Origin of the sequence: Embleya sp. NPDC005575, from assembly GCF_040605455.1 — a bacterium.
GTDB lineage: Bacteria > Actinomycetota > Actinomycetes > Streptomycetales > Streptomycetaceae > Embleya.
In genome coordinates this window covers 1-16,756 of sequence record NZ_JBEXCV010000177.1, presented here as the reverse complement: position 1 = coordinate 16,756, position 16,756 = coordinate 1, and the positions used below count along the sequence as shown (strand labels likewise).

Annotated in this window: 12 protein-coding genes and 5 pseudogenes; 6 read left to right on the top strand and 11 right to left on the bottom strand. The window is 68.8% G+C overall.

The window, feature by feature from the left end:
- Positions 1-254 precede the first annotated feature (254 nt).
- The 6 genes and pseudogenes from ABZS54_RS36675 to ABZS54_RS36650 form a co-directional block, all read right to left on the bottom strand.
- Entirely contained in the window at positions 255-500 is a 246-nt protein-coding gene (locus ABZS54_RS36675; RefSeq protein ID WP_355546168.1) for a DUF2630 family protein, read from the bottom strand.
- On the bottom strand, positions 497-1,261 hold the full coding sequence (locus ABZS54_RS36670; protein WP_355546166.1) for a pyridoxamine 5'-phosphate oxidase family protein: 765 nt from the start codon (positions 1,259-1,261) through the stop codon (positions 497-499). Before ABZS54_RS36670 ends, ABZS54_RS36675 begins: the two co-directional genes overlap by 4 nt.
- A gap of 190 nt (positions 1,262-1,451) precedes the next feature.
- Entirely contained in the window at positions 1,452-2,321 is an 870-nt protein-coding gene (locus ABZS54_RS36665) for an alpha/beta hydrolase (protein ID WP_355546164.1), read from the bottom strand.
- Between the two features lie 478 nt (positions 2,322-2,799).
- A pseudogene (locus ABZS54_RS36660) lies at positions 2,800-3,090 on the bottom strand (site-specific integrase); the annotation flags it as partial.
- A gap of 529 nt (positions 3,091-3,619) precedes the next feature.
- A pseudogene (locus ABZS54_RS36655) lies at positions 3,620-3,787 on the bottom strand (aminobenzoate oxygenase); the annotation flags it as partial.
- A 251-nt stretch (positions 3,788-4,038) separates the two neighbouring features.
- Positions 4,039-5,141: pseudogene (locus ABZS54_RS36650) on the bottom strand (IS1380 family transposase); the annotation flags it as partial.
- Positions 5,142-5,375: 234 nt separating this feature from the next.
- Between ABZS54_RS36650 and ABZS54_RS36645 the strand changes: the two are divergent.
- A pseudogene (locus ABZS54_RS36645) lies at positions 5,376-5,641 on the top strand (dihydrofolate reductase family protein); the annotation flags it as partial.
- 223 nt (positions 5,642-5,864) lie between these two features.
- Here the strand turns inward: ABZS54_RS36645 and ABZS54_RS36640 are convergent.
- From ABZS54_RS36640 to ABZS54_RS36625, 4 genes are all read right to left on the bottom strand, one after another.
- Positions 5,865-6,218, bottom strand: a complete 354-nt coding sequence (locus ABZS54_RS36640) for a VOC family protein (protein ID WP_355546162.1) — start codon at positions 6,216-6,218, stop codon at positions 5,865-5,867.
- A 324-nt stretch (positions 6,219-6,542) separates the two neighbouring features.
- Positions 6,543-7,409 (bottom strand): tyrosine-type recombinase/integrase, encoded by an 867-nt coding sequence (locus ABZS54_RS36635; protein ID WP_355546160.1) that lies wholly within the window; start codon positions 7,407-7,409, stop codon positions 6,543-6,545.
- A 482-nt stretch (positions 7,410-7,891) separates the two neighbouring features.
- Complete coding sequence (locus ABZS54_RS36630; protein ID WP_355546158.1) at positions 7,892-8,317, bottom strand: hypothetical protein; 426 nt, start codon at positions 8,315-8,317, stop codon at positions 7,892-7,894.
- Between the two features lie 669 nt (positions 8,318-8,986).
- Positions 8,987-9,682, bottom strand: coding sequence for an ATP-binding protein (locus tag ABZS54_RS36625; RefSeq protein WP_355546156.1), 696 nt, complete (start codon positions 9,680-9,682; stop codon positions 8,987-8,989).
- A gap of 958 nt (positions 9,683-10,640) precedes the next feature.
- Here ABZS54_RS36625 and ABZS54_RS36620 point away from each other — a divergent pair.
- The 5 genes from ABZS54_RS36620 to ABZS54_RS36600 all read left to right on the top strand — a co-directional run bounded on the left by ABZS54_RS36620 (position 10,641) and on the right by ABZS54_RS36600 (position 15,516).
- Positions 10,641-10,979: a MerR family transcriptional regulator gene (locus tag ABZS54_RS36620; protein WP_355546154.1), complete on the top strand. Its 339-nt coding sequence runs from the start codon at positions 10,641-10,643 to the stop codon at positions 10,977-10,979.
- Between the two features lie 945 nt (positions 10,980-11,924).
- Positions 11,925-12,275, top strand: a complete 351-nt coding sequence (locus ABZS54_RS36615; RefSeq protein ID WP_355546152.1) for a MerR family transcriptional regulator — start codon at positions 11,925-11,927, stop codon at positions 12,273-12,275.
- Positions 12,276-12,836: 561 nt separating this feature from the next.
- Positions 12,837-13,169 (top strand): STAS domain-containing protein, encoded by a 333-nt coding sequence (locus tag ABZS54_RS36610; RefSeq protein ID WP_355546150.1) that lies wholly within the window; start codon positions 12,837-12,839, stop codon positions 13,167-13,169.
- A 660-nt stretch (positions 13,170-13,829) separates the two neighbouring features.
- A complete protein-coding gene (locus tag ABZS54_RS36605; protein ID WP_355546148.1) occupies positions 13,830-14,060 on the top strand; it encodes a hypothetical protein in 231 nt (76 codons plus the stop codon).
- A gap of 220 nt (positions 14,061-14,280) precedes the next feature.
- Positions 14,281-15,516, top strand: coding sequence for a SpoIIE family protein phosphatase (locus ABZS54_RS36600; protein ID WP_355546146.1), 1,236 nt, complete (start codon positions 14,281-14,283; stop codon positions 15,514-15,516).
- Between the two features lie 359 nt (positions 15,517-15,875).
- Here the strand turns inward: ABZS54_RS36600 and ABZS54_RS36595 are convergent.
- A pseudogene (locus ABZS54_RS36595) lies at positions 15,876-16,232 on the bottom strand (ATP-binding protein); the annotation flags it as partial.
- Positions 16,233-16,756 lie beyond the last annotated feature (524 nt).

Here is a 16,756-nt window from a genome sequence, read left to right as displayed (position 1 = left end):
CGACCTCACGGTCGAGCGGCGGCGGAGTACTTCCCTGGCAACGACAGGGCTGGGTCGCGTCTTTCGGGGGCGGTAGAGGTTTGAGCACACTGGACACGGTGGGGGGAGATCTGACCGGACGCCCCGGCCCGCCGGTCGGATCACGGCGGTCGTGGACGTCGGCGCGGCCCAGGGGCGTCTGCTTCCCAAGGCGCGGGCTCGTTGCGTAGGGCTGCTCGCAGGCAGCCAGAGCCTGGTCGGGCCTTGCTCCCGGCCTACTGCCAGTAGTTATTGACCACTGAAGCCGACCTGGGAACGGCCTCATCAGGGTCTGCGTCGAAGTCCCGCCGCGCACGACGTTGCCGGAGGAGATCCCAGCACTGATCGAGTTCGACCTCGACTGCCTGCAGCTCGTGGTGTTCGGTCCGTGCGTCCAGGGAGCCGTCTGCCCGCTGACTGCGCAGCTTGTGCTCCCGATCGACCAGTGCGGTGATCCGGTCCAGGATGCTGTCGTCGTTCACTGGTCTTCCTTCAGCTGTCGGGCCGGGGCCGGATGTGCCCCGGGGGCCGGCCGGAGTGATGCGACCTGGCCGCGAAGGAGGTCGTTCTCGGCCTGGAGGGCGTCAACGCGGCGCCGAAGCGGTTGCAGCACGGACGCCACTTCCTCGGCTGTGTAGCGCGGAGTGATGTGCTGAGGGCAGTTCCAGTCGAATGCCGTGACCTCGACGCGCACCTCACGTTCGACGATCGCCCGGTACCCCGGGACCGCCAACGCACTCGACGACGCCCCTTGGTGGCGTACGTCGTTGATGGTCGCGACTCCGAAGACCTTGAGGCGCACCTGGTGGGCGTAGTCCAAGAAGATCATGGATACGCGGGCGTCGTGCGCCACGTTGCCGGTGCTGATGTACTGACGATTCCCTCGGAAGTCGGCCCAGGCCAGGGTGTGTTCGTCGGGGGTTGTCACGAATCCCGGTGGGCCGCCGCGGAACTGGACGTACGGCCAGCCGCTGCTGGCGACCGTCGCCAGATAGAAGCCGTCCCGGCCGGCGATGAAGTCCCGTTCAGCGGGGCCCAGGGGATCCTTGATCTGATCGACTCCAGAGGTCTCCGCAGCCTCGGTGTGCGGAGCTGGGCCCGTTCCGTCCGCCGCCCCCGTGCCCGAACGCCTCGTACCGGAGCGATGCGTGTCCGTGCGGTCGTTGGAGGTCCGGCTTCCGTACTGGTCCTGCGCTTCCAGGACTGGCTCCGTGAACGCGATCGCACGGTAGTTGCGGCTCATCTGTCCCTCCTTGTCGGAGCGAGCCTCGTGCTCGCCGTCTGCTTGGTGCACTGCAGTGCGGGAAAGGCCGCGACTGGGCGGCAGGGCCGCCGAAGCTACGTGGGTGCAATGGGGGAGAGAGGCGAAGCCCCACGCGTCGCCGGGCGCCTGCGAACGGCGCGGACGGCCCGGCGGCTCGACATCGCGTTGCCTACTTGGCCGGCGTCGACCGATCCGCCTTGACGATCAGCGCCTCGACGGCGCGCGGGTTGGTGATCATCGGGAGGTGCCCCGCCTTGACTTCGGTGATCTTGGCTCCTGCGTTCTTGGCCATCGTGCGCTGCAAGGCGGGCGGGACGATGTGGTCCTGGGTCCCGAGCAGGTAGAAGCTCGGCAACGACTTCCAGGCCGGCACTCCGGACTCGTCCGTGAGCGCGCTCAGGGTGACGGGCCGCTGGGTCGCAGCCATCGCGACCGCGTCCCGTTCGGGGATGCCGTTCGCGACGGCGTCCGGGAAGACACTCTGTTTCAGGTAGAGGTCGTAGTCGCCGTCCGGAGCGCCCGGGTACTGCGCGAAGTCGAAGAGATCGGCCGGGTTGACTTCGTGGTTCGGGTCCAGCATCCCAAGGACGCTGTCACCTTCGTCGGGAACGAACGCGTTGATGTAGACGAGGGCTTCGACGTCCTTGTCCGACCTGGCGGCGTTCGTGATGACGGCTCCTCCGTACGAGTGACCCACGAGGACGACCGGGCCGGTTGTTCGGTCACGGAGGAACGCGGCGAGGTACTCCGAGTCTTCGCGCAGCCCACGCAGGGGAGTCGGCGGCGCGAGGACCTGGTAGCCCATGGTCTGCAGGTCACGGGTGACCTTCGCCCATCCCGAGGAATCCGCCCAGGCTCCGTGGACGAGCACCACCGTGGGCTTGGGCTTCGACTCGCTTGAACGCGCCGCGCTCGTCGCGAGCGGTTGACCGCCCGCGTTGCCGGCCGCCTGGGGTGCGGAGAGGCCGGTCAGGGCCAGCGTCCCGATGAGGGAGAGAAGGCTGGCAGTGCGCAGCCGTCGTGCTCGGAGGACCTTCACTGTGACTCCTGACGAGTTACTCGGATCAAGCGGTATCTGTGAGGAGCCTGAGTGAAGACACTGACGTTCTTGTGCATGACTAGTTGATGGGAATGACCGGGACCCGGGTGTCGCCAGGTGTGGGTACCGTTGGTGCTCTCGGCATGGAGGAAGGCGCCCGGGAAGAGCAGCTGCGCGAGCCATCACGGCAGACGGGCGCAACGGGCATCCGTCGGCCGATGCGGGGTGTCAGGGTGGACCGCGTCGACATGCCGGAACTTGCCCGGTTCCGCACCGTGTCCTTTCGGCAGGAGCCCATTCCTCGTCCGACGTGCTCAGCCAGACGCACATCCACGCGGCGGTGCAGGAATCCTTGACTTTTCGTCCACCGCGCACTTAGTTCTCGACCCAAGAACGCCGGGGCCGGCCCCAGTTGATGGACAACGGGCACCACGCATAGCTCACCGGGGAACAAGACGCCAAGGGCCTCTTCAACCGGGTTGAACGTGATGAGCTGCTGCGCGACGGCGTCGTTCAGCGCCGCTCGGAGAGTGGAACGTATTCGTTGGCGTGTGGCCGCCCCGACGGTCTGCCGAATCTGGGGCATGGCGGCGATCGACGCCTTGAGCAGTTTGCGGCGGGCGCGGTTCTCGATGCCCTTCCAGGGGATGCGCGCCAACTCCGCGATAGCATCCCTGCGTTGCCGATTGCCCTCGGCGATCTCGATGTTGGCCTCGGTGATGGCGGCGAATGCCTCGGTCAGGTGGGCGACGCGGAGCCGATCCAGACGCAGGACGCGGGACCACCGTGGCCGTGTTCACCGCGTTGACCCTGGTCGCCTCCGCAGCCCCGTTCCAAGCGACCGCCGCGCCGGCCGCTCCCGAGACCGCACGCAAGACGGTCTGGGGGCACGGCACGAAGCAGGCCCTGCCGCCCACCCCGAACGGGGTGACCAGGCCGATCCCCAACATCCCGCGCGCCGGCCCCGACACGGCGCGCCGGCAGAACCCGGTCCAACCGTTCTCGGCAACGGACTGGGACGCGGGCGACGTCCCGTGGCACCGCTACTCGACCACGCGCCTGACCGATTCCACCGTGGCCAGGGTCGACATCTCCACCGGCAACCTGATGCTCGCCTCCACCGACCTCGACATCGCACCAGCTGGGCCTTGTCGTCGTCGCCCGCCAGGGTCGTGGACCCACGCGAAGGCCGCCGCCGTGGTGGGGACTCCGAAGAGGACGGCGGTGCGGATCAGGTTGCGAAAGGGACCCGCGCGTCGGTCCCCTGGCGGGAACCTGGTCATCCGACGCGTTCAGCAATCGATGCGTGACCGGGCGTCCCACTGCTTGTCCTTGCCTTTCTGGTACAGGTTGAGCAGCCGGTCGCGCCCATCGTCGTATTCCCAGGTGAAGGCCGTGTTTCCGGCCATGGGAACGCTCCAGATCTCCTGCGGCGTGGGTGTCACGTAGGAACCAAAGGTGCTCACTGCTATGACACGAATGTCGGAGCCCGGGACGGTCGCGACGCGGGCCAGTTTGAAGTCGGCAGCCTCGAGCAGGCGTCGAAACCCGCGCTGTCGCACCGGTGTTGCGCGAGGAGGCCGCGGCGAGCGAACAGGGTCGCCGCCGTCGTAAACGACGCCTTCCAGATCAGGGTGGGCCTGCAGGATGTGGGCCATGAGCGTCCCGTCGCCGCCGCCGACATCGACCACGGTTCGGCACCGGGTGAGATCGGCGGCAGGCCGGTCGCCTTCGCCTGGCGGATGCGGTCCTCGGCGCGGGCGCGTCGGCGGTGGCGCAGTTCCAGGTCCGCGAGCTGCCCGCCCGTCGTGTTCGTGACGAACGCGACGCACCGGTTGCCGTCGACGTCGGTGATCCGCAACTGGGCTCCCGGGTGCGGACGTTCCGTCCGCACGACCACGCGCATGCCCTTCGGCCACGCGGACAGGTCGAGCATGTCGGTGACCTCCGCGACCCACGCTCCCTCGCGCGGGCGGCCGTCGGCGTCGTACGCCGGCGTCCACGCCGCCTTCGGTACCGCGAGGATCGCCGCGTGGATCCGATCGGTGATCGTGAACCCGACCGAGTACGACAACCACCGGCCCCGGCGGGAGAGCCACGCGAGGAAGTCGTGGGTGCCACCCGCGGAATCCGTCCGTATCAGCGTGTTTCGACCCCGCCGGTGCCGTTTCGGGACCTGCGCGAGGGCCCGGCGGGTGACCTCGACGTGGTCGGCCGCGGTGTTCGACCCGGCGTTCCCGGCCGCAACAGCACCGCAAGCGGCTCACCCGTTCCTTCGGGCCCGTGGTCGGCGAACGCCCACAACGGGTGGAACCCGAACGTCTTCTTCCATGTCGGGCGGGCGCCTTCCTTGTCGGAGTGCGCGGTGACCAGGACGCCGTCGAGGTCGATCGTCAACCGCCCGTCCGCGACCGGCGACGCGGTTGCGGCCAGGTCCCAGGCCCGTTCCCGGGCCGCCGCGCGGGCCGCCCGGATCGCGGTCACGGCCTTCGGCCCGGCGGCGGCCAGGGCCGTGACCAGGCGCGACACCGTCGGATCGGACGCCACCGGGGCGAACACGTCGGGCTGTTCCCGCAGGATCGCCACGTCGGAGAGGCAGTCCCCGCCCACCGCGAGGGTCACCGCGAGATCCAGGACCGTCTTCCCCGGATCGTGGACCGCCCTCGACCGGCGCCACGGCGCGAGCACTTCCGACAACGCGCGAGCCAACCCGATACCGCGGGCCGTCTCGGTGAGCAACACCCCACCGGCATGCGAGACGATCCCCGAACCACCGGGCTCGACCCGGACACGCGGATGCGAACCGCTATCCTTCTTCACCTGGGAAGTGCTTCTTTCCGTGCAGCCGACAGGACCCTAGACAAGCCCTATCGTTGCAGGTCAGGAGCACTTCCCGCTTTTCTGACCGCATGTCAGACGCCGTGCTTCATGAAAGCGCGAGGCTAGTGCCGCGCGCGGCACTAGCCGGTGACTTCGCACATGGGGTTTTAGGTCTCCAGCCAGCGGGGTCTGGTTTCGTCGATGCCGAGGAGTTCGAGGAGGTGTGCTTCGACTTCTCGGCTGATGAGTATCACGGGTGGGCCGGTGGCGGTGCCGGGGCGGAGCATGAGGCCGTCGAGGTGGTAGAGGATCATGCGTCCGGTGGGGCGGCCATGCGGGCCGGGCTGATCGACGAGTACGTGCTGGCCATCGCGCCGGTCCTGGTGGGCGGCGGCACGCCGTTCTTCGCCGCGCTGGACAACTGGGTGAACCTGAACCTGGTGGAGACGCGGACGTTTCCCTGCGGCGTGATCCTGACCAGGTACGAGACGAGGCACTGAGCGCCCGTCCGGGAGTCACAGGCCATATGCTCCGCGGGTGACACCCCCTGGGTGACCCGAACTACCGCCCGAGTTACCCAAACGAGCGGTGTTCTCCCGGGAGGCGCTCATGCCCGCACAGTTCTCCTCCATCGAGGAATGGCTGGGATACGCGTAATCGGCAACGGACCGGGCAGTTGTCCGGGACCCCGGCTCGGGGCCCGGACACCTGCCCGGTCCTCGCTCAGCTCTTCCGCTCACTCAGGACGCAGAACTCGTTGCCCTCCGGGTCGAGGAGGGTCACCCAGTGCTGCCCGTCCTGCACGGTGTCGACGCGCCGGGCACCGAGGGAGAGCAGCCGGGCGACCTCGGCCTCCTGGTCGTCGGGGCGGAAGTCGGGGTGGAGCCGGTTCTTCGACGTCTTGCCCTCCGGGACAGGCACGAAGAGCAGGCCCGGCATCCGGTCCGGCTCGGGCCGGATCTCGATGATCTCCTCGGATTCGTCGACCACAACCCAGCCGAGAGCCTCGGCCCACCAGCGCCCGAGAGCGACGGGGTCGGCGGAGGCGACGATGATCTGTTCCCATTCCAGTGCCATGGGCCTGAGCATAGGCAGACCGGCGGCCCACCCCGCAGAGCCGCCACTCTTCCCAGTCCTCCGCGGTCGCCTCGGGCACCAACCTCGTGAGACATCACAGCTGGGCCGGTCACCCACGCGCCGGTTACCCACGCCCTACTTTGCGGCTGGTGTCTGAGCTAGGAGGCCGGGACCCATCCGGTGCCGTAGGTCTCCCGCAGGCGGGCGGACAACTCGCGGACGTCGGGCGCTGAGAACACACCGTCACGGCCGCCTACTCCAACGGCCAGAGCATCACGCTCAGCTACGTGTCGGTTGGATCGCCGTTCGTTGACGGCGCCCCACCTACCGAGGATCGATGGCCGTTTGCGTGCCGTGGGAAATGCGGCGCCTGTGCGTTCGCGTGCACCCTCCGACCTCGGCGGACATCTGGCCGCAGGCATCGTGCGGCCCCAGTGCGGATCCAACTGGGGCCATATCGGGGCCGGAAGACATCGGCAACATCCGGTAAGACAAGGCAAGATCGGGGAAAATGACCGCCCCGATGCCGCGCTGACCAGGGAAGATCCCGTAAGACCAGGCAACATCGGGGCGGATACGTGAAGTGGGCTTTCCTCTTACAAAGCAGGGGTCGACAGTTCGAGTCTGTCTGTGCCCACCCGATACGAAGCCCAGGTCAGCTCGCTGACCTGGGCTTATCGCTGTCCGTGACGGCGAGTCCGCCCGTTGGAGGGCCGCCCGGGGCGCCGTGCGTGCGTGCTGCGTGCGCGTTGGTCTATACAAACTGATGTCATGCGTGCACGCGAAACCTTCGCCGTCGTCTGCGTCGGGCCGGATCTCGGGCTTCTCCGAACCGGCGCGGGGGACCATGTCCACGACTGCGGCGGCGAAGATCTCCTCGGCTTCCTCGAAGACCGAGACGTAGTACTCGGTGACGCTGGTGGAGGAGTGGCCGAGCAACTCCTGGATGTCGCGCAGGCTCGCCCCGGCCGCGTGCGCGAGGGTCGCGGCGAGGTGCCGCAGGTCGTGCAGCCGAGTCGGCGGAAGACCGGCTTCCTCGGTCAGTTCGACGAAACGATCCGTCACGCTCGACGGGTGCAACAACGACCCGTCCTCCCGGGTGAAGACCCGCCCGGTCTCCACCCAGGCGTCGCCCCAGGCTTCCCGATCGGCGTTCTGGCGAACACGCCGCGCCTCAAGGGTCTCCGCCACGCGGTCGTCGAACCTGACCGTGCGCCGCGGCGCCGGCCGCTGCTCTCCGGGATCGACCCCGACGCCCCGAGCAATGCCCCGTGTGGGACTTGCTCCTGGGCGGATGCGCCAACGCCACGGATCGCCGGACACGGGAGCGGCGCCTCGAACTCGGCGAAGAAGCGGGCAGGGCGAGGCCAAACTTTGGGTGTAACTCGCCCCGTCGGCTGACGATCGGCGCCACGAACGGACACGACAGAACCGCCGGCGGGGTCGAGACCTCGCCGGCGGATCGTTCACTGCCTCAATGTTCTCGCGTTGTTACTGGTCGGCTCTGGTCTGTCGGTAGCAGCCCAGAGCGACGCTTGCCGAGGTGAAGGCCATCAGCGCACTCAGTCCCCAGCTCCCATTTGACGCCAAGAGCACCGCAATTGCCAACGCGACGGCTGATATCGGCCCCCAGATCAGCCAGAGCTTGCGTGAGCGATTTCCCGGTTCCACTGTCATCCACGGCACCTTTCCGACCACAAGTACGGTGGAACGACGAACCTGATTCCGTTCGACCATGGCCATTTGGCCCCGGACACCTGAATCGCAACGCAGTTCCCGCGACTCGAAGCGTAAGCCGCCGTGGCCGAGATGTAGAACAGGTAGATCTCCAGGATGGTCAGAACTCGCCCGAGGATGCGAGCAACCCACTTCCACTTGCCGCCGGCGTACCACAGGGCGTTGAAGATCGTTCCGCTCGCCCACGCCGGCCATGAGGTCTCGTTGCGGTTCGGATGCACGGTGAACCACCACACCGGCGAGAAGAAGTTGAACGACGAGCTTCCCTTCGAGTTAAATACCAATAATCGCAGGTCTTGTTGCGTGATATGGATCACTTGAATGAATGCGCCAGTAAAGCAACCCTGAATTCCGAGATGCACTTATCGGCCTTATCCTCTTTCGCTCCTGTCGTTCATTGCCATTTCTTGGGACATGCAAGATCGTCACCGGTGAAGGCTGACGATCATTCCAAGTGTGGAATTCAAGCCACTTCGATGGCATCCAGCAAGTTTCCGCCAATCGAACGTTGCGGTCAGCCGTGCGCTGAGGTACTGCATTCGTGGCCGGATGCGATCCGATCGCCCGGATCATCTGTACGTTGCGTGGCGCTCGACCAAGGCGTTTCGCTGAACGTCGAACAGCCCTCCGAAGTCCGTTTTCGGTAGACAGCTCCGGGCGCGGGTTCGTCGCCGAGGTGAGTATCGACCAGTCGAGGTTCGTCGTGGTCGGGTCGGTCGGCGCTTCCGGGCCTGGCCCGCGCGATTCGGGCATGCTTGCCTCGCGCAGCATGACCAGTCGATCCCGGTGCGCCGCCGCGGCCCCGCCACCCTCGCCGCCCTGCGCGCCACCCTCGATGCCGCCCTGACGGGCATCGACCCCGACGGCCCCGTGGACGGCGGCCTCGGGTTCCTCCTCGGCCGTCCCCTCGCCCTGGTACGCACCCGCCTCGACCTCCGGCACCGTCGACGCAGCAGGAACCCCCGCCCACGACCAGAACCGGAAACCCAGTCACGGCACTAGGGGACCGTGACCGAGCCCGTCACAGAGCATCACCAGAACCGCCCGCCCCGCGCCGGAGGCGGAACGCGGGGCCGGTCGTGGGGAGATCGGTCCCCGGCGCGGTCCGGTCCGGGCGGGGACACGGGCGCCTGCCGGCGTATTGCGCGGGGTGGGCCCGGGCGCCGATGTCCCGGCGTCGTCCCAGCGTGCCGCCCAGCCGTCCCCGCACGCCGGTCGGCCGTCCTCGCGGTCCGCGCCGCGCTGATGGGCCGCGTCACTCCCGCCACCACGGATTCCGGCGGATCGCCGTAGGCGCCCGGGTGACGCAGCGGTGTGTCCCGTGGCCAGAACCGGGCGAGCACCACGGTTCCGTGCCCGGGGGCGGAGTGCGGGTCGAAGGTGTCCGCGAGGCGGGCGACCATGCCCAGGCCGATGCCCAGGGTGCCGGTGGTCGAGCGGCCGTCGCGCATCGCGGCGCCCACGTCCGCCATTCCCGGTCCCTCGTCCAGGTCCAGGAATTCGATTCCGGCGTGCTGCCCGGTGCGCACGATCCGCAGCACGATCGCCCCGGCGACGGCGTGCTTGACCAGGTTGGAGGCGGCCTCGGACATCGCCAGGGCGACCTCGCCGGCCCGGTGCTGGTTCATTCCGATCCGTTCGGCCAGCCGGGAGGCGGCCCCTCGGGCGCCGGTGAGGTTGTCGCGGAACCACGCCACGTCCTCGCTCTCCAACAGCACGACGCTCACGGCATGCACCCGGCGGCACATCCCGCGACGGCGGTCTGTTTCGTGCCGGCACGACTGTGGTCCACGACGACTCCCAGGATGAACGGGCCTACCGGGCGGAGGTCCCACCCATCCTGCCGGCGGCAGGATGGCCCCGATGAGGCGCGGTGATCGCCTTCGAGCAGATACGAACGAACCGTGGGGCCACCTCTTGGAGGGAAAGGCGGGGGCGTCAGGGGGCCACGGCGCGGGGCAGATTTTGTGTACCTGGAGCCTCGAAAAATCTGTGGTGTCTGGAGTAGACATTGGGTTCTGGTGTGGTTATGGTTTCTCTCGTAGCCCAGAGAGACGGAAGGGCCTGGCAGAGACGAACTGCCGGTCGTAGTACACGTAGTCGCAGTTCGCAGGACGGTGCGCTGGTGGAGTCCCGAAGCCAGGGTTGTCGCAGGACGGCGACGGGACTGACGGCCGCACCGGGTAAGCAGTACCGCAAGTGCAGTGCGCAGTACCCGCAGTGGAGTAGGTGAGCAGCACCTCGGTGAAGGCGTCGACTGCGGACGCGCGCACCGGGAGGTTCGGCGGTGGGGTTCCAAGCCAGAGCAGTCGCAGGACGGGCGATCGGGGCTGGCTGCCGAAAGAGTGGCGCTGTCACAGGCCACCGAGTAGCACGTGTCACCGGCAGTACGCGGAACCGATAGAGCAACACCGGCATTACGCAACCGAGGAAACAACGAAGGAGTGGAAGCGCCATCGGGATCGCCCGGGCGGAAGTCTTGAGCCCGGGTACCGCAGGACATCGTTAGCGAGGTGGTCTCCGGTCAAGCAACCGCGATCCCCGCGCCCCCGACGGCAGTTCGGTCGGGTCCGCGGAAACAGTAGGCCGGCGCAGCAACAGGGCCGGCAGGTGGTGTAGCAGTTCCTTCGGGGCCCTGGATGCCGAAAGGCACCAGGGCCCCTCCACGTTCCACAGAGAGGCACGATGACAGCAGACGACTCGTACGGCCGTCTCGACGACGACGACTACCCCGCCTACACCACGGGCCGGGCCGCCGAGATCCTCGGCACTACGCAGGGCTTCCTCCGCGCCGTCGAGGGAGCCCGCCTGATCACCCCGTTGCGCTCCGAGGGTGGTCACCGCCGCTACTCCCGCCGACAGCTTCGTATCGCGGCCCGTGCCCGGGAACTCGTCGACCGCGGGACCTCCGTCGAGGCCGCCTGCCGCATCGTCGTCCTTGAGAACCGACTGGAGGACGCCCGGCGCGGCAACGCCGAATGCCGCCGTTCCGCCGTATCTGCGAGCCCCACCGCTGCGGCCTGAGACGACCGAGACCCGCAACCCCCGAGAACCCCACGGCCGCCGCCCACACATGCCGGCCGCGACGCACGGCCGTCCGGGCGGACTTCGTCCTCTGCGACATTGCGCCGGGAGTGAACCATGCACGCAGGCTCGCCCTCCCCGGCGGGCCGCGACCGGTGGCGGCGTGTGCAATGCCGAAGGATCCCAGGGCTCGTCGGGCTGTCGGTGAGAACGGGGAGTCGCACCGCGAGGGTTGCTCCCCACCGCGCGGTCGCCGAGGGCGCGGGAGCCGCGCCGATCCCTGCTCGCGCGTCGTCACGGCGGCGGGGTTCCCGAGCGGCGGGTGACCGTTCACGACCGGACGCCACTTCCGCATCCGACGACGCCGAAAAATCTGCCGTGTCCGGAGTAGACATCACAGGAGTCGGTGAGTATGTTTTCTCTCGTAGCCAAGCGAATCAGTGAGGCGCGACAGAGACGAACTGGCGCGCGTTGTTGAGGGTTCGACAGCAGAGTCCCGGGGCCGTGTGTTGTTCGGCGAGGGTTCCGGAGGCTGGTTGTCGGGCCGAGGAGAAACTGAAGGCGGCCGATGAGCCGCCGCGCAGGACGAGCAGTACCCGGCAGTACCTGCAGTTCGGTTGTACCCGCAGTGGCAGTACACGTTGCACGACGAAGGTAGGAAAGGAAGGAGCGAACGCCATCCGGATCGCCCGCTCGGCGCGGTGAGGTTGTTCGGCCGAGTGGGATCCGTAGAGACGCCGGTACGAAAGGTGGTCCGCGGTCACGCAATTGCGATCCCCGCACCCCCACTCGTTGGGGCGGATGCGGAACAGGTAGGCCGGCACGTCGGTGTCGGTGGATGGTGTGGATTTCTTTCGGGGCCCTGGTGCCATACGGCATCAGGGCCCCTCGACGCGTTTCCCGAACAACCCAACCTTGACGGACGTGAACTCAAGAGAGGCGCCGATGGCACCCACACCCGGCTCGACTCCGACCGGGGCCGACAGGCTCGACGACGACGACTATCCCGCCTACACGATGGGCCGGGCGGCCGAACTGATCGGCGCCTCCCAGGGCTTCCTCCGCGCGATCGGCGAGGCCCGCCTGATCACCCCGCTGCGTTCCGAGGGCGGCCACCGCCGCTACTCCCGCTACCAGTTGCGCATCGCCCAACGCGCCCGCGAACTCGTCGACCAAGGCACCGCCGTCGACGCCGCCTGCCGCATCGTCATCCTCGAAGACCAACTCGAAGAAGCCCTGCGCCTGAACGCCGAACTGCGCGACACACCCAAGACTCGGCCCGACGGCAGCCGCTGACCCGACGAAGACGCCGAGGCGCGGCGCCCCGACGGGCACGCGCCACCGCGCGGACCGACGTCGCCACCACCGAGACCGCCGCTGCCACCAGGCCCGGTACTCCCCGACATCCGCCCTTGCCTACCCCACCCGCCGCATCCACCCGGTGACCCGGCCGGCCAACGTCCCCACAGACGTGGCCGGGAAAATCGACGCCGAAGGCACCCCGCGGTTCTCGGTACTCGGGCGAATGACGCCCGCGCCTGTCGGGCGAGGTCCCCTGCCCGGGCCCACCTATGCAGGGGTCTGTTCGGCCCGTCGTGACCCGGACCCGTGTCGAGACGCGCCTTCCGCGACCTGTCTGTCAGCGCTCGCACGGATCGGTCCGCCGACATCGACACCGCCGAGAGCACGCGACCGAGCCCCAGCGAGAAACCTGTGCGCGGCCCCCATGACGCACCTGCACTCCGCTTGCCGAGTCGGCCTTCCTGCACCCGGTGTGCGACGCGTCCGTGAAGCGCGGCGGCCGAGGGTAGACCGGGGTTGCGGATTTCCGGTTGCTCCACGAAGAAGGAGGCCGTCGTGTCGGAGGAGAATCTGCGCATCGTGGTGACGACCGACCCTGCGGGCGTGATCGTCGCGAGCGTCGCCGGGGAACTGGACATCGTATCCGCCGAACAACTGCGCAACCTCCTGCGCCGGGTCCTGGTCGAGCACACGGACATCGTGCTGGACCTGTCCGAGGTGACGTTCTGCGACTGCTCCGGGCTGCGCGTCCTGCGAGCCGCCGGCCGGGCCGCCGAACACGCGGGCACCCGCCTACGGCTGCGCTCACCCTCCACCGCGATGGACCGGATCCTCAAGGCCACCCGCGCCGAAGCCGCCTTCACCATCGAACCCCCGCCGAACGCATAGGCGCGATACCCGGCCCATCCGCTCCGTCGGCCGAGCACCGAGGGGCACGGGGCGGCACCTACATCGACAGGTGTCGAAAGCTACGAAAATCTGTCACCTCGGAGATAGACATTCACGTGCGGCATGGTTAACGTTTCGGGTCGAAACCGAAGGAAACATCGAACAGGCGCGGCGGATGTCGAACTGCCCGGGTTGTGGAACGCGTCAAGGACTCGTCGGGGCGGATACGTGAAGAGCCCCGAGGACAAAGGAGGCGGGACCGTCGGGCAGGTCGGGACGAGCCGGCCGTAAAGGTTTCGGCCGACGGCGTAGAGGCAAGGCAAGCGCGGTACGTCGGACAGCGGTCGCAGGTCGGAGGGGGAAGGGCCCGGGCGTGATGGGATCACCCACGCTCGATCGCTTCGGCCGAATGGGCACTGCGGTCCATCCGAACGGACGCATACGCGATTCCCGCACACCCCTTCCGCCGCGTGCGGCGGCCGTGCGGATACGACACCGGGCCGCACAGGCCGGTGGATGGTGAGACAACCCCGACCCGGGCCCCGCCGCCACGGCATCGGGACCCTCGTCACGAGGGGCCGGCCTCGCATATGGCCGCTCGTGACGAGGCACGCAAACCTGCTTGGGCCGTAGGCCCGGTCGACGATCGGAGACAGGCAAATGGAACGGGACCCGGGGGACATGACCACCCTGGCCCGACGACTGGCCTCGGCAGCCGAAGAGTTGCTGCTGGCAGTCAAGGGCATGGACGACCTCGGTTGGACGACCGACTCGTACAGCAGGACCCACCTGCGTGACGTCGCGAGCTGTCTCAAGAGCAGCGCCACCCGGATCGCGACCCAACACGGTGGGGCCGATCCCTGGGGCGAGGCGACCGGGCACGCACCCTGACCGACACCACAAGAGGGGCGCGTCCGGGCACGTCGAACCGGTCGGCTTCCACATATCCAAGGCGCGGACGACAACCGTCCGGCGCTTCCGCCCGAGAGCTCGGGTGTGGGCTGTGCGACAGCCGCGGGGCTGTCTCTGTTACTTTCGGATGCTGCCGCCCGGCACGATTCGACCGACGTCGTCGTGAACGGGTCCGAATCAGGACAGGAAGCCCCCGCCCGTGAATCCTCTTTCGACCGGCGTGGCAACGATGTCGAGCGGCCTGGTCAGAGCCGGCCGCTTTGCCTCCCTGGAAGATCTCCCGGGCCTGATCGCCGAGCATGCCCGGCCGCTGGACCTTCGCCGGCCGCTGGTCTACCTCGTGGACGTGCAGCGAGAACTGCTCCGCTTGATCCCCGGCCCGGCGGCAAGCGTGAACGCGACGGGAGAAGCTCCCGAGGCGGAGTTGCGGGTGGACGCCACGCTGGCCGGTCGCGCCTTCCAAAGCGCCGAGCCCGTCGAGGCCCCGGCCGGCGCCGAGGACGCCGAGTCCGGCGACCCGACCACGAGGTGCCTGTGGCTGCCCCTCATGGACGGCGCCGAACGCCTGGGCGTCCTGGGGCTGGAAACCGACGACACCGACGACGCCATCCTCGACAAGGCACTCGACCTCGCCCTGATCGTGGGGCTGCTCCTGGTGAGCAAGCGCGCGTACAGCGACTCCTACGAACGCCTGGTCCGCACCCGCCCGATGGGCCTGGCCGCCGAGATGCAGTGGACCCTGATGCCGCCCGGCTCCTTCGCCGGCGAACAGGTCACCGTCAGCGCGACCATGGAACCCGCCTACGACATGGGCGGCGACGCGTACGAGTACGCGGTCGACGGAGACACCGCACACCTGGCCGTCTTCGACGCCATGGGCCACGACACCTCCGCCGGCCTCACCGTCGCCCTCGCCCTGGCCGGCTGCCGCAGCAGCCGCCGCCACGGCGTGGGCCTGGTGCAGACGAGCGAGGCGATCGAGGCCGCCCTCCTGGAACAGTTCGGCCGCAGCCGCTACGCCACCGCGATCATCGCCGCACTCGATCTGCCCACCGGCACGTTGACCTGGGTCAACCGCGGCCACCATCCACCCGTCCTGATCCGCAACGGCAAGTGGGTCGCCACTTTGGAACGCCCGCCGGCACACCCGATGGGCACCGCGATGGGGCTGCCCGTCGAGTTGTACGAGGAGCAACTCGAACCCGGGGACTGGCTCCTGCTCTACACCGACGGCGTCACCGAGGCCCGCAACCCCCAAGGCGAGATCTTCGGCCTCGAACGGTTCGTCGACTTCGTCATCCGCCACATAGCCGACGGGCTGCCCACGCCCGAAACCCTGCGCCGACTGATTCGCGCGATCCGCGAGTACCACCACGACCGTCTCCAGGACGACGCCACCATCCTGCTCTTGCAATGGCACGGTGCCGGCGCCTGATCGCGGCGACCCGAAGGACGTCCTGCCCCGGGCCGGGTTCCGTCGTGCTCGTGCGGGGGCAAGGCGCGGTGCAGACGTCCGCGAGCATTCAGGTACAGACTCCCGTGCCACGTCCGCCGTATGCGCCGCGTCAGGGGTGGTGTGCCCGCGCGCGCCGACGGCCCGATCGCGCCGACCCGCCGCCGTACCCAAGCCGATCGACCCGGCCGGGCAACCCCTCGACGGGGCGCAGCCAGGGCCGCCCGCCGTTTCGGGCCGAGGGCCGCGTGGGCCCGGGCGGCCCTCGCTCGGGCGCGGACCTGCCACGGGCGGTGGTTCGCGTCGGGGTGGGGCGTGTCGATGTCGGCCCAGACGGTCTTGCCGGCCCGGCGGGCCCGGACGCCCCAGCCGGTGGTGAGCGTGTCGAGAATGTGCAGGCCGAAGCCGCCCTCGTGTTCGGGGCCGGTGCCGCGCCGGGTCGGCATCCGGGGGTCGGTGTCGGTGACGGACAGCCGAACGCCGCGCCGGGTCCGGCGCAGGACCAGTCGCACGGCCCCGTCGGTGTGCAGGTGCGCGTTGGTCAGCAGCTCCGTGACGACCAGGACGGCCACCTCGACGCGGTCCTCGTCCCAGCCCCAGCCGACGAGAGTGGTCCGCACTGCTTTTCGGGCCCGACCGGACGCGCCGGTTCGTCGTGACACGCGCCAACGAACATACGGACCACGGACTCGAAGCATGACCTCCCTCTCCGGCGAACGGGCCGTGGATGCCCTTCGGCCCGGAAGCGGCTTCCGGAATCGCGGAGTTCCGACGGCTCGAAAGCATGTCACAGTGGCGACTGCGGATCCTGGACGCGGGCAGGGCCTGCCCGCCCGTGCGACGACGGCGATGCCTTCCGGCGCCGGCAGCTTCGTGCCTGCGGAACCTGCCCATCCACCCTGGCCCCAATCCTCACCCGTTCGGGTGAATCGACGACCGGTGCAGTCGATGCCAACACGCCACCGTCCGGCGATGCATCACTGCCGAACATGGGTGCCGGGGACCGGTAGCGCGCTGTCGTTCGTGGCGCACGAGGCTGCTTGCGGGCAGATGCTCCGGACATATGCCGTCGCCGGAATCCCCTGAAGCGCGCGGTGCGTCCGGCTTGTGCCGGCGAGGTGTCCGGGACGGCGAAGGGCCCCGAAGTACCGGGCCACGCGCACCCGGTGGGCGGGTGGGTGGCCGGTTCTTCGGGGCCGGGTGTCGCGGTGCGCGGGTCAGG

What these genes read in the sequence shown, in the direction of transcription:
- ABZS54_RS36670 (WP_355546166.1), bottom strand. Translation starts at nt 1,261, where the DNA reads ATGAGCCGCAACTACCGTGCGATCGCGTTCACGGAGCCAGTCCTGGAA.
- ABZS54_RS36640 (WP_355546162.1), bottom strand. Translation starts at nt 6,218, where the DNA reads ATGGCACTGGAATGGGAACAGATCATCGTCGCCTCCGCCGACCCCGTC.
- ABZS54_RS36620 (WP_355546154.1), top strand. Translation starts at nt 10,641, where the DNA reads ATGACAGCAGACGACTCGTACGGCCGTCTCGACGACGACGACTACCCC.
- ABZS54_RS36615 (WP_355546152.1), top strand. Translation starts at nt 11,925, where the DNA reads ATGGCACCCACACCCGGCTCGACTCCGACCGGGGCCGACAGGCTCGAC.
- ABZS54_RS36605 (WP_355546148.1), top strand. Translation starts at nt 13,830, where the DNA reads ATGGAACGGGACCCGGGGGACATGACCACCCTGGCCCGACGACTGGCC.